This is a genomic window from Bifidobacterium avesanii, assembly GCF_009299475.1.
GTDB classification, from domain to species: Bacteria; Actinomycetota; Actinomycetes; order Actinomycetales; family Bifidobacteriaceae; genus Bifidobacterium; species Bifidobacterium avesanii.
Genome location: NZ_WBSN01000010.1, coordinates 69,214 through 92,700, shown reverse-complemented (window position 1 = coordinate 92,700; position 23,487 = coordinate 69,214). Strand labels below are relative to the sequence as shown.

The 23,487-nt window shown below is 65.8% G+C and carries 16 protein-coding genes; 2 read left to right on the top strand and 14 right to left on the bottom strand.

Features of this window, described 5'->3' with window-relative positions; translation table 11 throughout:
* Window positions 1–61 precede the first annotated feature (61 nt).
* The 8 genes from DSM100685_RS06735 to DSM100685_RS06700 form a co-directional block, all read right to left on the bottom strand.
* Window positions 62–952, bottom strand: a complete 891-nt coding sequence (locus DSM100685_RS06735) for a carbohydrate ABC transporter permease (RefSeq protein ID WP_204314316.1) — start codon at window positions 950–952, stop codon at window positions 62–64.
* The gene (locus DSM100685_RS06730) at window positions 949–1,914 is read right to left on the bottom strand and encodes a carbohydrate ABC transporter permease (RefSeq protein WP_204314315.1); all 966 of its coding nucleotides are present in this window, start codon (window positions 1,912–1,914) and stop codon (window positions 949–951) included. The genes DSM100685_RS06735 and DSM100685_RS06730 overlap by 4 nt, the downstream gene beginning before the upstream one ends.
* Before the next feature lie 103 nt (window positions 1,915–2,017).
* Window positions 2,018–3,358 carry an ABC transporter substrate-binding protein gene (locus tag DSM100685_RS06725; RefSeq protein ID WP_205730734.1) on the bottom strand — a complete coding sequence of 447 codons (1,341 nt, stop codon included), beginning with the start codon at window positions 3,356–3,358 and terminating at the stop codon, window positions 2,018–2,020.
* Window positions 3,359–4,019: 661 nt separating this feature from the next.
* Entirely contained in the window at window positions 4,020–5,132 is a 1,113-nt protein-coding gene (locus DSM100685_RS06720) for a LacI family DNA-binding transcriptional regulator (protein ID WP_152350584.1), read from the bottom strand.
* Between the two features lie 291 nt (window positions 5,133–5,423).
* Window positions 5,424–6,254 (bottom strand): alpha/beta fold hydrolase, encoded by an 831-nt coding sequence (locus DSM100685_RS06715; protein WP_163201005.1) that lies wholly within the window; start codon window positions 6,252–6,254, stop codon window positions 5,424–5,426.
* Window positions 6,255–6,544: 290 nt separating this feature from the next.
* A complete protein-coding gene (locus tag DSM100685_RS06710) occupies window positions 6,545–7,429 on the bottom strand; it encodes a carbohydrate ABC transporter permease (RefSeq protein ID WP_152350582.1) in 885 nt (294 codons plus the stop codon).
* A 1-nt stretch (window position 7,430) separates the two neighbouring features.
* Window positions 7,431–8,390, bottom strand: a complete 960-nt coding sequence (locus DSM100685_RS06705) for a carbohydrate ABC transporter permease (protein WP_204314314.1) — start codon at window positions 8,388–8,390, stop codon at window positions 7,431–7,433.
* A gap of 214 nt (window positions 8,391–8,604) precedes the next feature.
* Window positions 8,605–9,939, bottom strand: coding sequence for an ABC transporter substrate-binding protein (locus tag DSM100685_RS06700; protein WP_152350581.1), 1,335 nt, complete (start codon window positions 9,937–9,939; stop codon window positions 8,605–8,607).
* A gap of 401 nt (window positions 9,940–10,340) precedes the next feature.
* Here DSM100685_RS06700 and DSM100685_RS06695 point away from each other — a divergent pair, with 401 nt between their 5' ends.
* The gene (locus tag DSM100685_RS06695; RefSeq protein ID WP_152350580.1) at window positions 10,341–11,426 is read left to right on the top strand and encodes a nucleoside hydrolase; all 1,086 of its coding nucleotides are present in this window, start codon (window positions 10,341–10,343) and stop codon (window positions 11,424–11,426) included.
* 393 nt (window positions 11,427–11,819) lie between these two features.
* Here DSM100685_RS06695 and DSM100685_RS06690 read toward each other — a convergent pair whose 3' ends face one another.
* The 5 genes from DSM100685_RS06690 to DSM100685_RS06670 all read right to left on the bottom strand — a co-directional run bounded on the left by DSM100685_RS06690 (window position 11,820) and on the right by DSM100685_RS06670 (window position 20,382).
* The gene (locus DSM100685_RS06690; RefSeq protein WP_152350579.1) at window positions 11,820–13,190 is read right to left on the bottom strand and encodes a glycoside hydrolase family 28 protein; all 1,371 of its coding nucleotides are present in this window, start codon (window positions 13,188–13,190) and stop codon (window positions 11,820–11,822) included.
* A gap of 5 nt (window positions 13,191–13,195) precedes the next feature.
* Window positions 13,196–14,350: a glycoside hydrolase family 88 protein gene (locus DSM100685_RS06685; RefSeq protein ID WP_152350578.1), complete on the bottom strand. Its 1,155-nt coding sequence runs from the start codon at window positions 14,348–14,350 to the stop codon at window positions 13,196–13,198.
* 509 nt (window positions 14,351–14,859) lie between these two features.
* Entirely contained in the window at window positions 14,860–16,128 is a 1,269-nt protein-coding gene (locus DSM100685_RS06680; RefSeq protein ID WP_163201003.1) for an MFS transporter, read from the bottom strand.
* A gap of 320 nt (window positions 16,129–16,448) precedes the next feature.
* Window positions 16,449–18,593 carry a glycoside hydrolase family 36 protein gene (locus DSM100685_RS06675; RefSeq protein WP_152350576.1) on the bottom strand — a complete coding sequence of 715 codons (2,145 nt, stop codon included), beginning with the start codon at window positions 18,591–18,593 and terminating at the stop codon, window positions 16,449–16,451.
* Between the two features lie 67 nt (window positions 18,594–18,660).
* Window positions 18,661–20,382: a glycoside hydrolase family 43 protein gene (locus DSM100685_RS06670; RefSeq protein ID WP_204314313.1), complete on the bottom strand. Its 1,722-nt coding sequence runs from the start codon at window positions 20,380–20,382 to the stop codon at window positions 18,661–18,663.
* 540 nt (window positions 20,383–20,922) lie between these two features.
* On the opposite strand from DSM100685_RS06670, the gene DSM100685_RS06665 reads away from it, so the two are divergent.
* Entirely contained in the window at window positions 20,923–22,023 is a 1,101-nt protein-coding gene (locus DSM100685_RS06665) for a PfkB family carbohydrate kinase (protein WP_152350575.1), read from the top strand.
* 25 nt (window positions 22,024–22,048) lie between these two features.
* Here DSM100685_RS06665 and DSM100685_RS06660 read toward each other — a convergent pair whose 3' ends face one another.
* Window positions 22,049–23,479 (bottom strand): DEAD/DEAH box helicase, encoded by a 1,431-nt coding sequence (locus DSM100685_RS06660; RefSeq protein WP_152350574.1) that lies wholly within the window; start codon window positions 23,477–23,479, stop codon window positions 22,049–22,051.
* Window positions 23,480–23,487: the final 8 nt, after the last annotated feature.

The following is a 23,487-nucleotide window of genomic DNA, read 5'->3' as shown; positions in this document are numbered from 1 at the left end:
CCGGGTCGGAGCCTGCCGGAAGCCCACCGGGCTTCCGGCCCAGGGCTGGGCTCGCCAGAGCTCAGCCCTTGACGGCTCCGACCGCCATGCCCTTGATGAAGTAGCGCTGGAAGGCGGCGAAGATGATGATGGACGGGATGAGGGAGATGATCGCGCCGGTGTAGATGAGCTCCCACTGGGAGGTGAGCAGGCCCACCATGCGGTTGATGGCCACGTTGATCGTGCCGGCGGACGTGGAGTCGAGCATGACCAGCGGAATGAAGAAGTCGTTCCAGAAGGTCAGCGCGTTGGTGATGATGAACGCCGAGGTCACGGGCAGCAGCATCGGGAACACCACCTGCCAGAAGGTGCGGAGCTTGCCGGCGCCGTCGATGGACGCGGCCTCCTCGACCTCGATCGGCACGCCCTTGATGAACGAGCAGTACAGCAGGATGCCGAAGCCGGCGGCGCCGCCGAGGTGCACCAGGATCACGGCCGCGAGCGTGGAGTACAGGCCCATCATGTCGAACATGCGCACCAGCGGGATCATGCGCACCTGGAACGGGATCATGAGGCCGGCGATGAACAGCAGGTAGAAGAAGCCGGACAGCTTGCCTCCGATGCGCTCGACGCCGTACGCGGCCATGGGCAGGATGACGCACAGGATGGCCAGCGTGACCACGGTGATGATCACGGTGTTCATGGTGGCCGCGAGGAAGTCGGTCTCCTGGAACAGGCGCACGTAGTTGTCGAGGTTGTAGTGGGTGGGCATGCCCATCGGGTCGATGGTGATCTCCGAGTAGCTGCGGAACGACTGCAGGAACGCATAGAACACGGGGTAGGCGACGATGCAGAACAGGATGGCCGTAACGACCATGCAGACGATCTCGCTGACCTTCCAGGGTTCCTTCTGCTTCTTGGCCTTGGCGGGCTTGGAATTGACGGACTTGGCCGCCGCGATTGACGCGCTCATGCCTGGATCTCCCTTCCGCGCATGTACTTGTTGGTGATCACGGTGGTGATCATGACGATGATGAACAGCAGCACCGCCGCCGCGGAGCCGAAGCCGGCGCGGTATTCGCCGAAGCCGAGGCGGTAGATGAAGAACGCCATGGTCTCGGACACGAAGCCCGGACCGCCGCCGGTCAGCACCTGGATCTGGTCGAAGATGACCCAGCCGCCGATGAGCGACAGCGTGAAGTTCACGGTCACGGAACCCGCCAGCATGGGCCAGGTCACATGGCGGAACACCTGCCAGCCGGAGGCGCCGTCCACCTCGGCAGCCTCGACGAGCTCCTGCGGCACGGACTGCAGGTTGGACAGGTAGATCAGCGTGGTGTTGCCTCCCAGCGTGAAGCAGATGAGGAACAGCAGCACCCAGACCACGATGTGCGAGTCGCCGAGCCAGTCGTGCACCCAGCCTTCGAGGCCCGCCTTCTTGAGGATGGAGTTCACGGCGCCGAAGTTGTAGTTGAGCATGTACTTCCAGATGGTGGAGGCGATGAACGCGCTCACCAGCGAGGGCAGGTACACGATGGTGCGGAAGAAGCCGGAGAAGTGGTGGATGCGGTCGAGCAGGAGGGCCATCACCAGCGAGATGACGTTGATGATGAACGCCGAGCCGATGCCGAGGATCAGGGTGTTCTTCACGGCGTTCCAGAAGCGGCCGGAGGTGATGATCTCATGGTAGTTGTCGACGCCCACGTAGTTGTAGGTGGGGGAAATGCCGTCATAGTCGGTGAAGCTCAGCTGGATGGACTGCAGCGACGGGATGATGACGATCGCGAGGAACACGACCAGCATCGGGAGGATGAAGAAGAACATCATCCAGCGGTTGCGGCGCTGGACGGCGCTCATGGTGCTTGACTTGGCCGCGGAATCCGACTTGTGCGAAGTCTTCGACGGCGTCGCGGCGACGGAAAGTGACGTGCTCACGTCCTTGAATCCTTTCTGCTCACGGGGCTTCCATGGCTGCGGGCCCGGCCCGCGGTGGGCGCGGACCCGCAATCATGGTCGGCTCGTTCGGGGATCGTCCCGATCAGCCCTTGATGTCCTTGTCGAACTCGGCCTGCACCTTGGCGATGGTGTCGTCGATCGAGGACTGGTTGTCCTGCATGGCGATGCGGGACTGGCGGAAGAACGTGTTGAACGTGGAGAAGGTCTTCCACGGGGTCTCGTTCACGTACCACTTCAGCTTCGGGCTGTCGAGCAGCGCGTAGTAGTCGGTGGAGCCGGGGATCTCGGTGTTGCGGGTGACCTTGCTGGAGTCCTTGATCTGCGGGGACATGGTGCCGGACTTCTCGATCACGTTGGCGCCGTCAACCGAGTAGTAGTACTTGAGGAAGTCCACGGCGATGTCGTACTGCTTGCCGTTGTCCTTGGCCTGCTTGGAGATGGCGAGGCCCTGGCTGGAGTCGCCCACGGAGTTCTTGAGCACGTTGAAGTTGCCTTCGGAATCCGGGATCAGGAAGTAGCCGGCGTCGAAGTCGGGCTTGACCTTGTTGATGTCGCGCAGACGGCCGAGGCCGGAGGACGTGGTGGCCATGACGGCCTGGTTGTTGACGAGCAGCGTGGTGGTCTGGGCGTCGAGCGTGGACTGCCAGCCCTTGAGCGTGTAGTTGTCGATGATGTCCTTGAGCTTGGTCAGGTCGTCCTTGAGGTCGGCCACCTGGGCCTTGCCGTCCTTGACGTCGGCCCAGAAGCCGCCGTCCTTGGCGGAGTGCTTGGCGAAGGTCTCGGAGGCGATCGGCTTCCACAGCTGGCCGGACGGCCACACCTCGCCGGCGGCGGTGGCGAGCGGGGTCTGCCCCTTGGCCTTGATGGTCTGCATGAGCTTGATGAACTCGTCCCACGTGGTGGGCACGGACAGGTTGTTGTCCTTGAAGTACTGCTTGTTGTAGACGATGCCGAAGCCGAGCTCGCCGTTGTTGGCGGTGGACGGGGTCAGGTACACATTGCCGTCCTTGTAGGCGCTGTAGGCGTCGTCGTCCACCAGGGAGGTGACCTCCTGCGGAATCGGGGCGAGCTTGCCGGCCTCGATGTAGGTGACGGTGTCGCGCATGTCCACGATCGCGGGCCAGTTGCCGGTGGCGTCCATGGTCTTCATGGCGGTGGCGTAGTCGGAGCCGGACGGAATCGGCTCGGCCACCACGGTGCCCACCTTGTTGGGCAGCTTGTTGTAGGCGTCCACGATCGCCTTGACGGTGGCGTTCCAGGTCTCGTCGCCGGTGGCGTACAGGAAGCGGGCGCTGTCCTTGCCTCCGGCGGTCGCGGCGCGGGACGAGCCGCAGGCGGCCAGACCGACGGTGGAGGCCAGCGCGGCCACCACGGCCACACCCTTAGTTAGACGATTGAACGATTTGGTGGACAACATTGTCATTCCTCCCGTTTTCCTTTGCTTACCGCCCCGACAACCAACTGGAGCAATAATCCAAAGATCTTCCTTGAATCTTCTTGCCGGCCCTTCGTTGAACCGGATGACTTAATCATACCGCATGAAAGGGGTTTCAACCAGCTTTCACGCGACGCTCAGGTATTGGCACAGGACAATGCCGGGCACTTTATTCACATTCCAATATCGGCCGTATTTGATTGATAGTTAAAGGATGTAACCAATTACAGCACCCCTACTGTACAACGTTGTTCCAACATCCCGAATGTGATCTATTTTCATGAAATCGATTTCTTGCTTCGGCGTGTCGCATTCATTTGCCATGGAATTTGCGCGGTCGGCCGTTTCGGAACGGCCCCAACGCACCCGGCATCCACAAGCCGCCGCCCCATTATCCGGCACCACAGTTTCCACGCCGCGCATCCCATGATCCGCACCCCAACTTACGGGCCCAAAACGACGAAATCCGGGATTCCAAGCGCGAAAAGGACGCAAACGCGGGGGTTTGACGCTTGGAATTGCAGATTTTGTCGTTTTGAGCCCGTAAGTTGTCCGAACAATCCCGGCGATTCCGCTTCACTCGAGCGCCCATACACCAGTTGCGGCGGCCTCCCCAGCCATAGCAACCCGTCTCACTCCCGGCGGATCCTCACCGCTCAAGCACGGGCCCATCGGAAGGCAGAATCGACCGGCGGATCGCCAGACTGGTCGGCAGCACGCAGTCGTCGGGGCATTCCCCCAGCCCCATGCGCACGGCCGTGCGGCCCACTTCGGCGAACGGCACGTGCACGGTGCTCAGCGGCACGATGAGGTCCTCGGCATACGGCATGTCGTCGAAGCCGCCCACCGAGACCTGTTCCGGCACGGCGAGCCCCAAGGTGCGCAGGCCGTAAATCATGTCCAACGCCACGGCGTCGGTCGAGGCGACCACGGCGGTGAATCGGGCGCCGGCGGCGTATGCGGACACCAGCGCTTCCACGTTCGTCTTCCTGTCGTCGGTGCGCACGATGTCATACCGGGGGTCGTATGCGATTCCGGCCTCCTCAAGCGCGCGGCGGAACCCCTGGTAGCGGGCGTCGAACACGCTGGAGACGTCCGCCTTGCCGGCGAACAGGAAGCACCGGTGCCCCATGGAGACCATGTACGCGGTCAGGTCGTGCATGCCCTGCTCGTTGGCGTAGTCCACCACGCCGATGCCGGGGTTGAGCGTCAGTCGGGGGCGGCCGGCGAGCACGATCTTCGTGCCCACGCGGCCGAGCTGATCGAACGCATCGTTGAGCACTTCGTCCTGCTCGGCGTCGGTCCCGGCATCGGCCAGCATCACGGCCACCTTGGGGCGCTGGGACAGCAGATCGTCCACGACCCGCTGCAGGCCGCCCTCGCGCGTGCCGGTGGAGATGAGGCGAAACGTCATGTTGCGGCTGGAGACCTCGCGCTCCACGCCGGCCATGAGGTCCGAATAGGTGCCTCCGGTGATGGCCCGCACCACCATGGTCACGGAGTTGGGCGGCGTGGTGAGGGCCCGCGCGTGCGCGTTGGGCACGTAGCCGAGCTCGTCCACCACCTTCATCACCTTGGCGCGGGTGGCTTCGGAGATGCTGCCCTTGCCGCGCATCACGCGCGAGACGGTTGCGGTGGAGACGCCGGCGAGGCGCGCGATGTCGGAGATGTTCGACTGCCCGGTCTTGGCGGGGCCGCGTCTGGCGTGCCGCTCCTCGCTTTGCTGCGATTCGGGCGCCGTTGCGGCTTCGACATCGGACATGGGACACCTCGTTGGACCGTTGCGAACCCGCTCGGCACGGGCCGCTTCCCAGTAAAAACTTCCTGAAACTGATTACATCGTGAGCGGGACATCATGCCCGGTTCACGCAATGCGGATCCCGCCGTTCCGTGAACCGGGAACCGCACGGATCCGAACAATATACACCATTCGAAATGGCTTCATCGCCATGTCGAACGTTTGCTTTCGAACAGGGCCTCCGGCGCACGCAACGAAGCACCGTCATTGCGTGCGCCGCCGGTCGGGAGCGAGGCTTCCCGTCCAAGCCAACGCTCAGGCCAGAACGGCCTGACGCGCGGCCGGCACGAACTCCCCCGCCCATGCGACCACGCTGGAAACGAGCCTGTCCGGCTCCTCGAGCTGGAGATAATGCCCGTGCTCGCCGCCCCACGCCTCGGTGCGGCACGGCTGGACGCCCGCATTCAGGCTCTCCTCCATCTCGGCGCGGTCCGGAGTGCGGTAGATGCCCAGCACCGGGCGGCCGCGACGGACCGCGACCAGTTTGGTGGCCGGGTACAGGCCGATCTCATGGTCGGAGAGGTATTCGTCGTAGTAGTAGTCGGCCAGCGACTGCGGGTTCGTGCGGCCGGTGTCGATCAGGATCGCGTCGCGCGCCGCGTCCGGCAGGTACGGGGAGAACGCCCCCTGCAGGAAGCGCTGCATGGTCTCGTACGGGCGCTCGCGCAGCCCGGCCAAATCGGCGCGGTGCTGGGCGACCTCCTCGGGCGTGTCCGGGGCGCCGTACGCGGGGTCGATCACAACTTCGCCGTCGAGCAGTTCGGGATGCTCGGCGTTGAGCAGCAGCGAGAGCTGGCCGCCCATGGAGTGCGCCACCACGATCGTCGGCAGGCTGCGTTCGGCGGAGCCGGCGACCTTCGCGCGGATGAACTCGGCGAGCCCCTCGGTGGCGTGGCGGATGGTGAACGGCCCGTCGTTGCGGCGGGACGCGTGCCCCGGCAGCTCGTAGGCGAACGCATGCCAGCGCTCCGGCCAGCGCACGCCGTCCCAGGCGCGGGCGGATCCGCCCCAGCCGTGCACGAGCACCACGTTGGCCTCGTCGTCCGGCCCGAGCATGCGGCCGGCTGCTTCATTGAGACTGGACATTGTGTATTCCCCTCTTGAGAACAAACGGAATGGAAAGCCCATCGGGAACCTGCGGGCCCGGCGCCTCGCCTCCGCGGCTGCTGCCTCGCCGGGAGGCATCCGCGCCGGACGATCGTCTGGGTTCCGCGATGGGCCGGGAACCGGCGTCCGGCCGCACCGCCGTCAGGCGGAGGGCACGGTCGCCGGTCGTTTTTTGCTTGGCGGTGCAGCGCGGCCCGCTTGGGTCCGTCCGCCCCGAGGGTGAAGCGGGGCGAACGGGCCGCGGCCGAACTGCACCGGCGCGGAATCCCTCAGCCCTTGACGCCGCCGAGGGCCACGCCGGTCCTCCAGAAGCGCTGCATGGCGATCATCACCACGGCCAGAGGGATGATGGAGAGCACCGAGCCGGCGAGCGCGATGGTGGTCGGGTCGAACAGCGTGGACTGCTTGGTCTGCATGAAGCTGTAGAGGCCCAGCGACAGGGTCCACTTGTCGCTTCCGCGCAGCATGGTGATCGGCAAGTAGAAGTTGTTCCACTGCATCACGAACGTCAGGATGAAGATCGTGGCGGCCGGGGTGGGCAGCAGCGGCATGACGATCCTGCTGAAGATGCGCATCTCGCCGGCGCCGTCGATGCGGGCGGCCTCGAGGAGCTCGTCCGGCACCGAGCCGTCGATGTACTCCTTGGCGAGGTACACGTCGAACGCGTTGACGAACGACGGGATGAGCACGGCCCAGACGGTGTCCGTCAGGTGCATGCCGGCGAACAGCAGGTAGAGCGGCAGGGTGAGCAGGGCGGTCGGGATGAGGAAGGAGAACATCACGAGGCCCATTTCCAGTCCGCGGCCGCGGAACTCGAACTTGCTCAGCGCGTAGCCGGCCATGATGGAGATCACCATGCACACCAGCGAGCCGACGCCCGCGTAGAGGATGGAGTTGAGCATCCACTTGAAGAAGATGCCGTTCTCGTAGGTGAACAGCTGCTGGAAGTTCTCGAGGATGTGGTTCTCGGAGCCGAACCAGAGTCCGTTGGTGTTATAGAGTTCCACGCGGTTCTTGGTCACGGAGACCACGAGCCACCACAGCGGGGCGATGGAGTAGAACGTCAGCACCGCCAGGGCGATGAGGATGCCGGGGCGGCTCCACTTGGACTTGCGGGCCGGACGGGTCTTGGGTTGCATGATCGCGGTGCTCATCTCACTTGTCCTTCCTGTTGGAAACGCCGTAGACGATGGCGGAAATGATGCCGATCACGATGGCGAGGACCACCGAAAGCGCGGCCGCGTAGTTGTAGTCGCCGCCCGCGGTGAACGTGTAGTTGTAGATGGCCATGATCGGCGTGAAGTTGGCCGTCACGGTCTCGGGGGAAGCCGAGCGGAAGAGCAGCGGCTGGTCGAAGAGCTGGAGCATGCCGATCATCGACAGCAGGCAGGTCAGCACCAGCGTGCCGCGGATCATCGGGATCTTGATGGACCAGGCGATGCGGAACTCGCCGGCGCCGTCCACCTTGGCGCTCTCGTACAGGGACGGGTCGATGGCCGTGAGGGAGCCGTAGAGGATCAGCATGTTGAAGCCGATGTTGATCCACAGCAGCAGGTTGGCCATGGACACCCACACCATCTGCGGGCTGAAGAAGTTGACCTCAAGGCCGAAGATCTCGAAGAACTTCTTCAGGGGGCCGATGTCCGGCGAGTACATGTACACCCAGATCAGGGTGGCCACGATGGACGGGACCATGTACGGCACGAGGAGCAGGAAGCGGTAGATGCGCTTGGCCTTCTTGCGGGCGGAGTCGAGCAGCAAGGCCTCCACGAGGGCGAAGACCATGATCAGCGGCATGACCACGCAGGTGAAGATGGCCACGCGCAGCATGCCCTGCCAGAAGGACGGGTCGTGGAAGACGCGCACGTACTGGCCGAGGCCGGCGAAGGTGCGCTTGGCGCCGCCGATGCCCAGGCCGCTGGACTTCTTCTGGTAGAGGCTCTCCCACAGCGCGTAGAAGAACGGGATGATGAATGAGAACAGGAACAGCAGGAAGAACGGCAGGCTGAAGGCGAATCCCTTCAGGCCGATGAGCTTCTTCCATTTCGGCGTCTCGTTGGTGCGGACCTCGCCGCCGCGGACGGCCGATGATGCGGAATCGGTGACAGCACTCACGATTCACTCCAATCACTAGCGAATGGATGGTTTGCGGAGCAATTCGGGTATTCAGGCAGAGAAGAGGCCGCGCCCCGCGTGGTGCGCGACGCGGCCCCGGAAAAGGAGAGGAGGAAGGAAAGAATGTGAAGGTCGGGGTTCCGCCGCCGTCCGGCCTCCCCTCATCGGGAGGCTTCGGGCGGCGGAACCGGCTATGCCTTTCGGCTCATGGGGATCAGTTGGCGGACTTGACGTTGATGCCCTTCTGCGTCAGGTCGTTGACGGTCCACTGCTGGACGGTGTCGAGCATCTGCTCGCCGGTGACCTGCTTGTTGAGGAACTTGGCCCACTGGTCCTGCAGCTGCTTGAACATCTGGCTCCAGTTGGCGCCGGTCTTGTACGGGGCGACGGTGTCGGCGGCCTGCTGGACGACCTTGGCGGCCTCGGTGTTGTCGGCGAGGAGCTTGTCGGGCAGGGAGGCGGTCGGGTAGTCGCCGACGTCCTTGAGGGCCGGGAACGCGCCGGAGCCGGTCTGGGCGTTGGCGGCGATCTTCAGGGCCTCGTCGTTGGTGGCGAGCCAGGTCGCGAGCTCGGCGGCCTCCTTCGGGTGCTTGGCGCCGGTCGGGATGGCGTTGCCGGAGGCGTTCAGCGGGGAGACCACGTCGGAGGAAGCGGACTCCTTGGGCCACGCGTAGGCCTTCCAATCGCCGAGGGACTTCTGGAAGTTGGACTGGTAGGCGGACAGCTGCCAGGTGGAGGTGCCGATCAGGGCCAGATCACCGGACTGGAAGAACTGCATCAGGGCGTCCCACTCGATGTAGGTCTTCTGGCTGAACATGTCGTTGTCGACGATCTGCTGCAGGTAGTTCACGGCCTTCTTGGTCTCCGGTCCGTTGATGTCCACCACCCAGGTGTCGCCGTCGACGGAGTACCACTGGGCGCCGAACTGCTGGGCCAGCAGCACCAGCGTGGACGGATCCTCGCCCGGGAAGTTCATGATCTTGATGTCCGGGTTCTTGGCCTTGAGGTCCTTGCCGGCCTGGATGAGCTCGTCCCACGTGGTGGGCACCTTGACGCCGTTGTCGTCGAAGGTCTTCTGGTTGGCGATGATGAACTGCGGGCTGGACTGGGTCGGGATGACGGCCAGCTGGTCGCCGATCTTGAAGGAGTCGACCACGTTCTGGTTGAGCTTGGACAGGTCCGGGTTGTACTGGGCGATGTCCTGGATGGTGCCGTCCACGAGCAGGGACAGGGAGGAGTCCATGTCCGACTCGAAGAGGTCCGGCGCGTTGCCGGCCTTGACGGCGTTGACCACGCCTTCCTCGGTCTTGGCCTTGCTGGCCTGCTTCTTGAACTCGACCTTGATCTTGTTCTGGGACTTGTTGAAGGCGTCGGCCTGCTCCTGCAGGCCCTGGGTGGCGCCCCACCACTCGATGGTGACCGGGCCGTCCGAACTGGTGGACGCGGAGCCGCCGGCGGTGTCGGAGCCGCACGCGGCCATCGGGATGACCATGCCCATGGCGGCGACGGCGGTGATCGCGGTCTTCATCCAACGATTCGAAGCTTTCATAAAACCCTCCTTGGTTTTCTTGTAACTAGTTTCATCGCTGAAACTGATTGAACTATAACACCCTCATGAAATCGGTGTCAAATCAGCGTTGTAACTAATTTCATCAAGTCGCGAAACCGTTGCAATTGTTGACATTGTTTGCCTTGGGAAACGAACATCACGGCGTGTCGCTTTGGTTGGTCATGACGGAAGCGACGACCACCTCCCGGCGCACGGAGCGGATCCCCTCACCCGCATGGCGCGCATCCTTTCATCCGCATTGCGGCACGTCCATCCCCCACGGTCAGCGTGCGGGCCATTGCGGCCAAGGGGCCTATCATTGTCCATGAAAGCGTTTTCAACGGCAGTGTGGCACGCGTTCACCCCACCGGCCGAATCCCCTCGCAAGAAAGGTTCCGCCCATGAGCACAGTCAACCCCAATCCGGATCGCATCCGCCACCCGTGGCTGCCCGACCATCTCATCACTCCCGGGCAGCCGGTGCCGCGCGTCATCATCGACAACGACTTCGCCGGCGACCCCGACGACCTGTTCGCGCTGATCCATCATCTGCTCACTCCCGCAGCGGACATCCGCGCAATCGTCTGCTCCCATCTGCCCGCTGTCAATCAGCACGACCATTCCGGCAAATCCGCGCTGCACGGCATGGACCGCGTACGCACTCTGCTCGACGTCACGGGACTCGCCGACGACTACGCCCCGCTGCTCGTTCCCGGCGCGGAATGCCCCTTGACCGCCGATATGCCCGCATCGCATCCGAGCAAAGCCGTGCGGACGATCATCGAGGAAGCGACACGCAACGATACCGATACGCCACTCATTTACGCCGCCGGCGGCGGACTCACGGATCTCGCCACGGCATGGCTCATCGATCCGGGCATCGCCCGGCGCATGCGCGTGGTTTGGATCGGCGGACGGGAGTACCCGCAATGCTGCGACCCCGCCATGCGCATCGTCGCGCCGGAGTATAACGAGCGCATCGACCCGGTCGCCGCGCGTATCGTGGCGGGCACCGGCTTCGACTTCTGGCAGGTGCCCCGCAACGTCTACCGTCGATGCTGCATTTCGCTGGCCGAGCTGTGGGAGCGGCTATGTCGTCTGGACGACGCCGGCGCTTGGCTCTGGAGACAGCTCAACGGCATGCGCGACCGCGGGGAAACCGCGGGATTGCACGCTTCAGGCGTGTACTGCCTGGGAGACCAGCCTCTGGTGACGCTCAGCGCGCTGCTCACGCCATGGGATCCGGCTCCCGCGGGGTGCTCCTGGACGGATGTGACGTTCACGGACTATGCATCAGCCAATCCCATAGCCGCCGAAGCGGCGGCATGCATTCCGGGTGCTTCAACCAATCGGGGCATTCATGTGCTGACGGGCATCGATGCGGGGCCCACGTTTGCGGATCTCTTCGCCAACTACGCGTTGCTCGCCCGGTGGCGCCATGACACGGGACACAACGCCGGGCGATCATTCGCGACTGACGCAAAGTGACCGCTAATACCGGAATGCATGCGTCGCCATTGGTGCTTCCGAGGGCGGATTTCGGCCTTTGCGAACATCTACTTGCCCTTCCGAGGGCACTTGATCAAGCATGAATTTCCGCGCATCCGGAACCCCAGCCTGGAATTCCGCGGTTTTTCGCCCCTTCCGCCGCCCGTATCGCGACGGGCGCAGCGCATGAGGTGCCCTCGGAAGGCCGAGTGGATGTCCGCGGCATGCAAAATCCGCCCCGGGAAGGCCGAGTGGCACGTCAAAGGACGGGCGTTCACCCGGCACAACGGCAAATGGCCGTCGGGACGCCTTCGCAAGGCATTCCGACGGCCATAACCACGGGCGGCCATCCGCCGCGCCCGCAAGGAAACCCCGCGGGAGGGGGGCGCAACGCTAACCCAGCACGCGGTATTCCGGCTCGTCCACGGTCTCGCAGCCGTCGAGCAGCACGGCGGGCCGCTCGTCGGGGCGCAGCGCCCGCAGCCGCACGCCGGTCATGTCGAGCCGGTGCACGTTGCGCAGGTCCATGAAGGCGGCGCGCGACCAGTCCGGCCAGTAGTTCTCGCTGGACTTCACGTCCGGCTCGGCGAGCTTGTCCACCAGACGCGGGTAGTCCTCGAGCGGCGGGATGTCCGCCAGCTTCACGCCGCCGATGAACGTGTAGCGCACGTCGCGCAAAGTCACATCCTCGATGGGGTGGCCGTCCGCCGCGTCGAAGCGGATGCCGTTGAAGCGCGGCTCGCCCATCACGTCGTCGGTGAAGCGTCGGTGCACGTTGGCCATTTCGTCGTCGTCCGTGGCGATGAGCCCGCTGATGGAAATGCGCGCCAAAGCGCCGATCTCGGGCATGTGGTCGAGCTCCACCGAGGAGCCGAGGTCGTCCGGTTCGAAGCGGTTGTTGAGGATGGCGAACACGGGCCGCGTCACGTCGCGCATCACGATGTTGCTGAACGCGATGTCCGTGATCGAGCCGCCCTCGGTGGATTCGAGCTTGATGCCCTCGCGCCACACGCGGTTGAGCGTGCAGTTCGAGACGGTGACGTTGTAAATGTCGCCGATGGACTTGAGTCCGAAGCGCAGGCCCGCGCACACGCCGGTGAACTCGCAGTTCGTGATGTGCACGTCGTGCACCGGCCAGTCGCGGCTGCTGGCCTGCAGGCAAAGGTTGTCGTCGGTGCCGCGCACGTAGCAGTCGGAGACGAACACGTGCGCGCATCCGTCGAAGTCGAGGCCGTCGCCGTTGTAGCGCTTGTCGTTGATGATGCACACGCCGCGGACCCAGATGTACTCGCTGTCGAGGAACGCGGTGGTCCACGCGGCCGCGTCAAGCAGGCGCAGGTCGGTCACGTGCACGTTGGTGCAGCGCAGCATGCGGATCATCATGGGCCGGTAGATCGAGCCCTCGTTGGGGAACGACTCGGCGGCCCCGACGATGCGCCCGCGCCCGGTCAGGGCCACGTCGCGCGCGTCCTCGGCGTAGATGAGGCACCGGTCGAGCTCGGGCTCGTTGCGGTAGCGGTTGTGGTGCACGTTTTCGGCGTAGTCGGCGATGTCCGGGCTGGCGAGCAGCGTGGCCGAGCCGTCGACGTGCAGCTCCACGCCGGATTTGAGGCGGATCGTGCCGGTGAGGAACGTGCCGCCGGTGAGCGGCACCGTGCCGCCGCCGGCCGCCGAACAGGCGTCGATGGCGGCCTGAACGGCGGCGGTGTCCTTGGTCCTGCCGTCGGCGCGGGCGCCGAAGTCGCGCGGATCGAAACGGGTCATGGAGGTCACCACAGGCGCGCCCCCTTGCCGATGAGGCGCAGGGCGGCTTCGACGAAGTAGTAGTCGGCGTACATCATGGGCACCTCGCGGTCCTCGGACTTCTCGTAGCAGCCGGTGCACATCTGCACCAGACCGTCGCGCGCGGGATCCCAGTCGCACCAGTGCGCCTCCACGGCCCTGAGCAGGCGCACGGCCCACCTGAGGTACAGCGGGCGCTCGAACTCGGGCACCTGCTCGGCGATCTCGAGCAGGCCGCACGCGGTGATCACATCGGCGAGGGCGTCCCAGTACTTCGACTCGGCGGGGGCGCGGAAGTCCACGAGCGACAGGTCGTTCTCCAGCGCCACGTTGGCCACGAAGTAGTGAGCGACCTTCTTGGCCACGTCGAGGTATTCCTTCTTGCCGCTGTGGTGCGCGGCGAGCGCGTAGCCGTAGACGGCCCACGACTGGCCGCGGGTCCATGAGGAGCCGGACTCGTAGCCCTGCCCGCCGGGGTTGTGCAGCAGCTCGCCGGTGGCGAGGTCGAGGTCCACGATGTGGTTGCAGGAGCCGTCCGGACGCACGGCCGTGTGGCTCAGCGTGTCCGCGTGCATGCGGGCGATGTCCGCGAAGCGCGGGTCGCCGGTGACGTCTCTCGCCCAGAACAGGATCTGGATGTTGAGCATGGAGTCGATGATGGCCCAGCCCTCCGATTCGGGCAGGTTCCACGCGCGGATGAACTTCCCCTCCGGGTTGAAGCGGCCGGCGAGCAGTGTCGCGGCGGCGAGGCCGCGGTTCTTGGCCTTCTCGTCGCCGGTGAGGCGGTAGTCGGCCACGGCGGACAGCAGCCACATGAAGCCGACGTCGTGGTGCAGGCCCATGAACTCGGTGTCGATCACGTCCATGAGGGTCTTCTCGACCTCGCGGGCGGGCTTGACGTACGCCTGGTCACCGGTGGCGTTGAACATCTGCCACAGGATGCCGGGCCAGAAGCCGTTGGTCCACCATGCGGGGTCGCTCACGTCCTTGAGGTCCTTGTAGACGCCGTCCTCGGCGATGTACGGGATGTGGGAGCCGACGCGGTCGCGCTCGGCGGCGAACTTGGCCTCGAGCTTGGGCAGCAGGGACTCGGCCCATTGACGGTCCTGCTCGGGCAGCGCCTCGGGAATGGAGAATGCCATGATGTTCTTCCCTTCGTTGGGAGATGGTTCTGTACGGTCTCGGCTTCGTTGTGAAACCGATTTCAACGTCTATTACACCATAGGTGGGCCGACTCTGTCAAAGCATGCAGCTCGGCGTGTTCATTCAGATGAAAATGCTTTCACCATTGCCGACGGTGGGCGGGCGGCCCAACCGACCGCCCGGCCGCGGCGGAGGCTTTGGCGGGGATGTTTCGGCAGGAACGCGGTGCGGTTTTGCGCGGCTGGTGACATTGTGGGCACGCCGTGGGCACATTGTGCCCACGATGTCACCGGCCGGCAAAAGCACCTCCATGCCTTCCCGCACCGCCCGACCGTCCAAGATCAGGCCGCCTGCAAATCCACGGGATCCATTGAACCCGCTCGGGCCCGCCGGAACGCAATGGGGCCGCCGGGACCGACCACCTGCCGGCCCCATTCTGCCAGCCCCATTGCGCGGACGGGAAACCGCCCACGCATATTCAAGCCGCGGGAAAGCGGGATGAAGGCCCTTACTTGATCGACTTGATGCAGAAGACGCACACGGACGCGAGCGTCAGGATGGCGAAGCCCATGGGGAACAGGCCCGCGTAGCCGAACGCGCTCACCACGGCGCCGGCCAACAGCGGGGCGCCGAGGTTGCCCAGCACGCCGCAGGAGTTGAGGAACGCGAGGTCCTTGGCCTGCGTCTTGGGATCGGGCAGCACGGAGGTCATGATCGTCTGGTCCAGGGCGCTGAAGATGCCGCTGCCGATCGAGGACACGCCCACGTACACCGTGTAGGCGACCGGGGTGGGCACGAAGAACGGGAGCCAGCACGGCAGGCCGACGGTGAAGATGGCCACGGCCAGCGGGATCTTGACGCTGTGGACCCTGTCGGAGATCGGGCCGGCGATCGCGCAGAACGACACGGCGGCGATGAGGCCGATCGTGGACATGAGGCTCATCCACTGGCCGGCCTCCTTGGCGGGCTGGCCCATGTAGTCGGTGAGCGTGTAGAGGCGGTAGGTGCCGATGCCGCCGGGCATCATCCACAGGAAGCGGGCCAGCGCGGCCAGCCAGTAGTCGCGGCCGGCGTGGGCCGGGGGCAGGAAGTCCTTGAATCCCTCGAACAGGCTGCCGGCCACCTGATGGCGGGGCACGTCCTTGTTGGACTTCTCCTGATTGACGATCACGGCGGCGAGGGAAAGCACGTCGAAGATGACGAGCGAGATGAGCACGCCCATGGTGATGTTCGTGACGAACTGGGCGGCGATCACCTGCGCGCCCAACAGGGCGGCCTGATGGCCCATGCCGTACATGGACGACGCGGTGCCGCGCCAGCGCGGGGCTACCTGATCGGGCTGCCACGCGCAGCCCGCGGCGAGCATGGCGTTGTAGGTGGCGCTGTAGAGCCACCAGACGATGAGCACGGCGACGAGGTTGCTGAACGTGATGAACAGGACGAGCATCACGGTACCGAAGACCACGCCGCCCACGATCCACGGCGTGCGCGCGCCGAACCGGCTGCGCGTACGGTCGGACAGCGCGCCGCCCACGATGCCCGCCACCAGCGAGATGAGCATGGTGACCGTGGAGACCATGGCCACGATGGACACCTTGTTCACCGGGTCGATCATCTGGATCTTCGCCGGCAGCAGCACGGCGTTGAGGGCCTGGAACCCCCAGAACCATCCGGCGCCGCCCAGCAGCAGGCCCACGCCCGCACGCCAGGGGAATTTCGGCTGCTGTTCGTTCGTCACGCCCACAATGGCGCTGCCCGAAGCTTCATTGCTTGTCATCGTTGCTCCTCGCATTGTCCTTTTCCGTACGTCCGGTCTCTGCCATGATTCCGAACGCATCGGTCAACCACCATATCATGAAACCGATTTCATGCAATATGGGCATGCAGGGCGTGTCACCGGCGCCACGCCGCGCAACGGCATAATTCAGCGGTTTTACCAACATTGACGTCAAACCACATCCCAGCGGAAACTACGATTTTGTGATGTAAATTACATCAGTCGCAACGCCTGAACGACGACGGGGCGGAACGCAAAACGGCTCCCGGCGCACGCACCGGGAGCCGTTCGGGCGATACGGCGAAACGCGCGGTCGGGCGTCAGCCCAGCAGCACCCCCACGCCGTCGAAGTCGCGCAATCCGCAGACGCGCAGAGCCCCGGCCCCCGCGTCGAACGAGACGTCCACGCCCGGGCGGGCCCACACGTCGTCCACGCGGGAGAAGCCCTCCCCCACAGGAATGTCCACGGCCTCGGGGCCGTCATGGAAGGTGTGCAGCACCGCGAGCGCACGGCCCTCCGCCTTCTCCTCGCCCCGGCGCACGATGGCCTGCCAGCCGCGCGGATGCCGGTAGCTCACGACCTTCGGCCCACGCCATTCGCTCACGCCGTGGTCGATCACCGGCGCGGCCTTGGCGTACCACGCCACGGCCTTGGCGATCGTCTCCGCCTGCTCGTCGCGCAGCGATCCGGTGTCGCCGGAGAAGCACAGGCGGCCCAGCAGGCCGGACGCAACCTGATAGTAGAGCTTAGAGAGCGGCTGGTCGTGCTTGACGACGGCCCAGATCTGGCTTTGGCGCGGCAGGATCATGCGGTGCATGTTGGCCGCGATGATCGGGATCTCGTCGCATTCATGCGCGTCGGAGAAGCTCGCCATGGAGCCGATCTCCATGAACGACTGCACGAGCCGGTGGCCGCCGGACGCGCAGATCTCCACGATGAGCCCCGGCACGCGGCGCTTCATCTCGCGGAAGAACGACTGCGTGGCCTGGATCTGCTCATACAGGCCGTCGCCCAGGCTTGCCGGATTGCCCGGCTCGGCGGCGGTTCCGTCCGGTCCGATGGGCGTCTCGCAGCCGATGCCGATGGTGTCGTTGTAGTCCACCTTGATGTAGTCGAAGCCGTTGGCGTTGAGGAAGTCGATGACCTTTTCCGCGAGATACGCGCGCACCTCGGGGTTGCGCATGTCCCACCAGCGTCGGTTGCCGGATGTGAGGGCCACGCCGTCGCGCGAGAGCAGCCACGCGCGCCTGTTGAAGCATGCGGCGTCGTCGCGGCCGGCGATCTCGAACTCGAACCAGATGCCGGCCTTCATGCCCGCCGCATGGATCTTCTCCACCACGGGCTTCAAGCCGTGCGGGAATGCCTGGTCGCTCACCTCCCACGAGCCGAGGCGGCTGGCGGCCTCGAAGGCGTGGTTGTCGAACCAGCCGGCGTCGATCACGAAGTACTTCACGCCCTTGCCGCGCAGGAACTCGATCTGCTCGTCCACGCTCTTTTCGGTGGGCACGCCCCACGTGGTGCAGAATTCGTTGAACACCACGGGCATGTCCGCCTCGGATTCGGGCAGGTCGAGACGGTGGCGCACGTTGCCGGCGAGCGCCTGACTGGCCTCGTCCACACCGCCCTCGACCACGGTCGCCACGGCCATGGGCGCCTCGAAGGCCTCCCCCGGCGCGACGACGCGCGTCCACTGGCCGAACTCGCGGTCGGCGATGCCCCCGGAGACCGAAAGACCGTAGTCGCGGCGGTACAGTTCGATCTGCCAGCTCGAGGCGTGCGTGGTGGCCGCGGCCCAGGTGACGCCGTGTTCGGTGTCCTCCACGCCCACGAACGGCACGTATTCGCGCACGGGGAAGCTGCCGACCGAGCCGAAGCGGACGGAGTTGGCGGAGAACTTCTGCCAACTGGGCTCGAGCTGCTCGTCCTCCGCCGGCTCGCTCACCAGACGCCCCTCGGCGCTCCACGTGCTGCGCAGACGGTGGATGCGCAGCGTCTCCGGGGCGAGCCCGCGCGAGAGCGGCGAGAGCGAGCCGAGCGTGAAGCTGGAGAGCATCTCGAGCGTGACCGGCTCCGCGGAGCGGTTCGCAAAGCCCGTGGTGATCTCCGCGGCCCGGGAGTCCTCGCCTATGCGCAGCGTATGGGTGTACACATAGCCGTGCGGATCCTCGAGCGTGGTGGTGACGACGGTCTCGTTCTCCTTCTCCATGGCGTTCTGCCCGGTGAAGCGCATGGCCCGCACGGTGGCGGAGTTGCGCATGGTGCGGCCCTGCGAGAAGCCGAACGGGTAGTCGTCGCCGACGATCTTGGCCTGCACGAGCGGTTCAGCGGCGCAGTCGTCGCGCACGATCGCGTCGGCCAGGCCTGTCGGCACGAGAACGAGCTCGACCACGTCGGTGTCGTCGTCCTTGCGGTAGACGGCGGTGAGGCCGTTGCGGGAGTATTCGGAGAGTGTGGTGCGGGGCATGGCGGTGTTTCCTTGTGGTGTTCCTTGCGTCTGGTGGGGTGTGATCTTTACGGCCCGGCGGGGCGGCTCAGCGCACCTCGCGGTAGTCGAAGCCGCGGAAGTCGGCGTGGGAGCGGTGGGCGTCCATGTCCTGCGCGCAGACGCCGACCATGGCGCCGGTGAACACGCAGTAGCCGCGGCGCTGCTCCACGTAGTCGTCGCTGATGTGGTCGGCCGGCTGGTCGCCGCCGAGCGAGCGCCAATCCACGGACTCGCCGGCACCGGCCGCACCGGTCGCATCGACCGCGTCGTCCGTCGCGTAGGCCCAGTAGAAGCGGGCGACGGCGTGGCGCACCTCCACCTTGAGCCGCACGGGCGTGGAGGCGTCGAGCACCACCGGATCGCTGCCGTAGGAGCCCTCGTGCTCGTCGAGCGTCACGATCCTGAGGATGCGGCGGTCCAGATCCTCGTCGTCGAACGTCATCATGGCGTAGATCCAGTTGGCGGTGTCGTAGAACAGGATCAGGCCGGCGTCCTGCTGGTAGTTCTCCGGCGTGAAGTCGAGCGTGGTCTCCACGTCGAAGTCGAAGTGCTCCCAGCGGCGGGCGAACAGCGTCTGCTTGTCGAGGCTCGTGAGCGTCTGGCGGCCGTACAGGCGCAGCCAGCCCGGACGGGCGGTCAGGGAGTAGTCCTCCTCCGCGTCGAGGCCGCAGCGCAGGGTCTTGAAGCTCGGCGGCAGCGGACGGTCCGGCGTGAACTCCACGGTCTCGCTGTGGTCGAGGTTCTGGACCACGCCTTGGGAGACCTTGGGCGCGGGCACCACGAGGTCCGGCGTGATGGTGTGGTTCTTCAGGCGCGGCCAGCCGTCCTCGGTCCATTCGATCGGCTGGATGGCGGTTTCGCGGCCGAGCACGCAGTCGCCGCGCTCGGTGAGCGGACGGGCGCAGATCTGCGTCACGTACCATTCGTCGCCGATCTCGAGGAAGCAGCAGTGGCCGGACTTCTGCAGCGGAGCGGTCGGGTTGTCGCGCGTGGTCATGAGCGGGAAGTACGGCGAGTCCTCCCACGGGCCGTCGAGCGAACGGGAGCGGGCCACGGTGGCGGCGTGCATCCAGCCGGTGCCGCCGGCCGCGCACAGCAGGTAGTAGTAGCCGTTGCGCTTCAGAATCTGCGGGCCTTCGCACACGCCGAGCTTCGTGCCCTTGTAGAAGTGCTTGCGCTTGCCGACCAGTTGCATGGAATCGGTGTCGAACTCCTGGATCACCGTGCCGGCGAACTTTTGACGGCCGTAGCGCCAGTCGAACAGCATGTTGAGGAAGTAGCTGCGGCCGTCGTCGTCATGGTAGAGGGCCGGGTCGAAGCCGGAGGCGGTCACGAAGGTGGGCTCGCTCCACGGGCCGGTGATGGACGGCGCGGTGATGATGTAGTTGAGCGTGTCCTTGAACGGCGCCCAGCTCTTCACGTCGGTGAAGACGAGCCAGAATTTGCCCTTGGCGTAGCTCAGGTGCGGGGCCCAGATGGAGCCGGAGTTGTAGTTGCCCCTCAGGTTCACGATGCTCGGACGGTCGAGCGGGGCGGCGATCCACTCCCAGTTGACGAGGTCCTTCGAGTGGTAGATGTCCACGCCGGGCCACCATTCGAAGGTGGACGTGGCGATGTAGTAGTCGTCGCCCACCCTGAGGGCGCTGGAGTCGGGGTGGAAGCCGGGCAGGATCGGATTGACGATCATGCCGGGCTGGGCGGGGGCGGTCGCGGCGGCGGTCGGCGCTGCGGACGGATTCTGTGCGGACTGAGTCTGTGCTGCGGTCATTGCGGTCTCTTTCACTTTCACTGAAGCCTCGTTGCGGTCAGGATTGGTGGGAACACTATAACTTGAAACCGGTTTCACTGGCAAGCGTCGGCGGCGTGTCGGCGGGGAGGGAGGCCGGACCCGTCTTTCGGATTGCCTTCCGACCGTCTTCCATCGGAGGCGGCCATAGGGACGTCGAAAACCCGCATCGGAAAACCCGCCGACAACGGAACGCCGACTTTCCCGATGCGTCCGGCGCCGTTCGGCCAATCCTGCGGGAAAACCGGTCTTCCGTTGCCATCCAACGCCGGTCAGCCGGCAACGAAAGACCGGTTTTCAACGGCAAACACTTGTCATCAAGCCGATCCGCCCTCAAAAAACGGCGTTCCGTTGCCCATGGTCGACGCCCGCTCCCCCGGCCGTCGTTTGCGCGTTTCCGGCATGCGGGATTAGCATCGGATGGTGAGAGACGCAAAGAGGCACGAACTCGCGGGGGGCATGGGTACGCAGCCCCGCACGCCGCCACGGCAGGCGCCGGCGGCACCGACGATGGAGGTCACCATGGCAGAGCCAACCACAATCCAACCCGGCAAGACGCAAACGAATAAGGCGCAACCCGGCACAGCACAACCCGGCAAGGCGTCCGGCGCCCCGCGTCCCCGCGCGGTGATCTCGCTGAGCGAGGTCGTCCCGGACATCATGCTCAAGGTCGACCAAGTTCCGGAGCCGGGCGGCTACGCGGTCGCCGGGGCCCCGCACGTGGCCATCGCGGCCGGATACCGCGTGATGAAGGCCGTGGCGAACATGGGCGCGGTCGCCAAGCACGGCGGCATTCTGGGCAACGGGCCGCTCGCGAGCATGATCCACGTGGCGTTCGACGAGGCGAGCATCGCGCACATCGGGCAGGACCGCTTGGACGAGGATTCAGGCTTCCGCATCATGCTGGGCGACGCGGCCGGCGCGAAAACGCTCATCGCCGCGTACGGCGCGGAGGCGCACGGCTCCGAGGACGCGTTCGACGGCATCGAGCCAGATCCGGGCGACGTGGTGCACATCAGCGGCAACACGCTGACCAATCAGACGGCGGTCGGCCTGTACCGGTTCCTCGCCCGGCCGGGCAACGAGGCCGGTGAGCGCCGGTTCCGCATCGTGCTCAATCCCACGAGCGCGCTGCCGCAGGTGAGCGACCAGCTGCTCGAGGCGCTGGTGCTCGCGCGGCCCGTCTGGTCGTGCAACCGCCAGCAGGCGGACGTGCTGGCCAAACGGCTCGGCATCGCACCGCTCGACCCCAGGAAGATCACGGTGGGCGGCGATTCGGGCGCGGCGATGAGCGATCTGGCCAAACGGCTCGGCGACGTGCTGGGCGCGCCGATCGTGATCCGCTCCGGCGCGAAGGGCGCATGGGTGCGCGACATCGCCCCCGACGGCTCCAAGCGGGACGTGGCGTACGTGCCGGGGTTCCCGACCGAGGCCGTGCACACGCGGTCCGCCGGATCCTGCCACACGGGCGTGATCTGCGCGCGGCTGACGTGCGGCGACTCGCTGGTGGACGCGGTGCGGCTGGCCAATGCGGCGGCGTCGCTGGCGATCCTGCACAATGTGCGCGGCGTGCCGGTCTGCCCAAGCTACGCCGAGGCCGCGGCGCTCATGCGCAAGGCGTAGGCAGCGCCCCTATAAGCGGCACCGGTCAGAACAGCGCGTCCTGCGCGAATTCGTCGTCCGGGTCCGCCGCCCCTCCCGTTTCCCGCTCGGCCGTCACGCGTTTGGCGAGCGCCTCGGCACCCTCGTCGGCAAGGCACTCGGCGGCCGCGTCGGAGGCCTCGCGCAGGTCGGCGTCCAGCATCACCGCGTCCGGCGAGACGAGGAACATGCGCTCGTTGACGCCGGCCAGATAGAGCCCGCCGAGCGATTCCACGCGGGAGAGCGCCACGTAGCCCATGCCGGGCGCGAACGTGCGGCTCAGGTCCATCACGGCCCGGTCGAGCGTCATGCCCTGCGACTTGTGGATGGTGATGGCCCACGCGCATCTGAGCGGCACCTGGTTGACGGACGCGAGCACGGTTTCGCCGTCCGTGAGCTCCCATGCGGCCGGTTTCATGGTCACGATGCTGCCGTTTTCGAACTCCACGATCGGCCAGCCGCCCTTGTTCTCCGCCGCGAAGCCGCGCACGGTGCCGAGCGAACCGTTGACGTACTGGTGGTCCTGATCGTTGCGCAGGGCCATCACGGCCGCCCCGGCCTTCAGGACCAGCCGCTCCGGCGCGAGCATGTTCCTTTTGAGTCTGTCCACCAGATTGGCCGGACCGGCGGTCTCCGCGTAGAAGTCGTGCTCCGGCTCGCCGATTTGCGCAAGCCGCATGTCGTTGAGCGAATCGGCCTGCCGGTTCACCGGGAACAGGTTCACGGCCACCTCCCCCGCTTCGGGCATGACGCCCAGCCGCGTGACCAGCGCGTCGCGGTCGGCCTGCGTCACGGCCCCGTCGCGGATGTCCGTGAGCACGCCGAGCAGCTGGCCGTCGTCCTGACGGTGCTGCTCCGTGAGGTAGCAGACCACCGGGTTGAGCTCGTTCCACACCAGCGACTCGGTGACGAAGCCCTCCGGGTTGAGCCCGGCCTTCGCGTACCGTTCGCGCGCGGCCACGTATTCCGGACTGGGCGCGAGCACGTCCCGGTTGCGGCCGGACACGGAGACGGGCGGCAGCTGGAAGAAGTCGCCGGAGAGCACCACCTGCAGGCCACCGAACGGACGCGGGTCGTGGCGGATCGCGCGGCAGACCTGATCGACCATGTCGAACAGCCACGCGTGCATCATGGAAACCTCGTCGATCACCAGCACGTCCGCCGCCTCGATCTTCCGGCGCCGGCGCGTGCGGATGGTTTTGAGCAGGTTCGCGGTGAGCGCGTTCGCCACGCCCACGCCGCTCCACGAGTGGATGGTCTGCCCGTTGACGTGCGTGGCCGCGATGCCGGTGGACGCGGTGACGGCCACGCTCGCCCCGGCCCTGCGCGCCGTGGTGATGAACTCGTTCAGCACATACGTCTTGCCCGCGCCGGGAGCGCCGGTGAGGAACACGCTGACGCCGGCGTTGAGGATGGCCAGGGCTTCGGATTGCAGCATGGGGCCGA

Bases quoted from the DNA above. Each gene is read 5' to 3' on its own strand.
- DSM100685_RS06665 (WP_152350575.1), top strand. From the start codon at position 20,923: ATGGCAGAGCCAACCACAATCCAACCCGGCAAGACGCAAACGAATAAG.
- DSM100685_RS06725 (WP_205730734.1), bottom strand. From the start codon at position 3,358: ATGACAATGTTGTCCACCAAATCGTTCAATCGTCTAACTAAGGGTGTG.
- DSM100685_RS06660 (WP_152350574.1), bottom strand. From the start codon at position 23,479: ATGCTGCAATCCGAAGCCCTGGCCATCCTCAACGCCGGCGTCAGCGTG.
- DSM100685_RS06680 (WP_163201003.1), bottom strand. From the start codon at position 16,128: ATGACAAGCAATGAAGCTTCGGGCAGCGCCATTGTGGGCGTGACGAAC.
- DSM100685_RS06690 (WP_152350579.1), bottom strand. From the start codon at position 13,190: ATGACCCGTTTCGATCCGCGCGACTTCGGCGCCCGCGCCGACGGCAGG.
- DSM100685_RS06695 (WP_152350580.1), top strand. From the start codon at position 10,341: ATGAGCACAGTCAACCCCAATCCGGATCGCATCCGCCACCCGTGGCTG.
- DSM100685_RS06670 (WP_204314313.1), bottom strand. From the start codon at position 20,382: ATGACCGCAGCACAGACTCAGTCCGCACAGAATCCGTCCGCAGCGCCG.
- DSM100685_RS06715 (WP_163201005.1), bottom strand. From the start codon at position 6,254: ATGTCCAGTCTCAATGAAGCAGCCGGCCGCATGCTCGGGCCGGACGAC.
- DSM100685_RS06710 (WP_152350582.1), bottom strand. From the start codon at position 7,429: ATGAGCACCGCGATCATGCAACCCAAGACCCGTCCGGCCCGCAAGTCC.
- DSM100685_RS06685 (WP_152350578.1), bottom strand. From the start codon at position 14,350: ATGGCATTCTCCATTCCCGAGGCGCTGCCCGAGCAGGACCGTCAATGG.
- DSM100685_RS06720 (WP_152350584.1), bottom strand. From the start codon at position 5,132: ATGTCCGATGTCGAAGCCGCAACGGCGCCCGAATCGCAGCAAAGCGAG.
- DSM100685_RS06675 (WP_152350576.1), bottom strand. From the start codon at position 18,593: ATGCCCCGCACCACACTCTCCGAATACTCCCGCAACGGCCTCACCGCC.
- DSM100685_RS06700 (WP_152350581.1), bottom strand. From the start codon at position 9,939: ATGAAAGCTTCGAATCGTTGGATGAAGACCGCGATCACCGCCGTCGCC.
- DSM100685_RS06735 (WP_204314316.1), bottom strand. From the start codon at position 952: ATGAGCGCGTCAATCGCGGCGGCCAAGTCCGTCAATTCCAAGCCCGCC.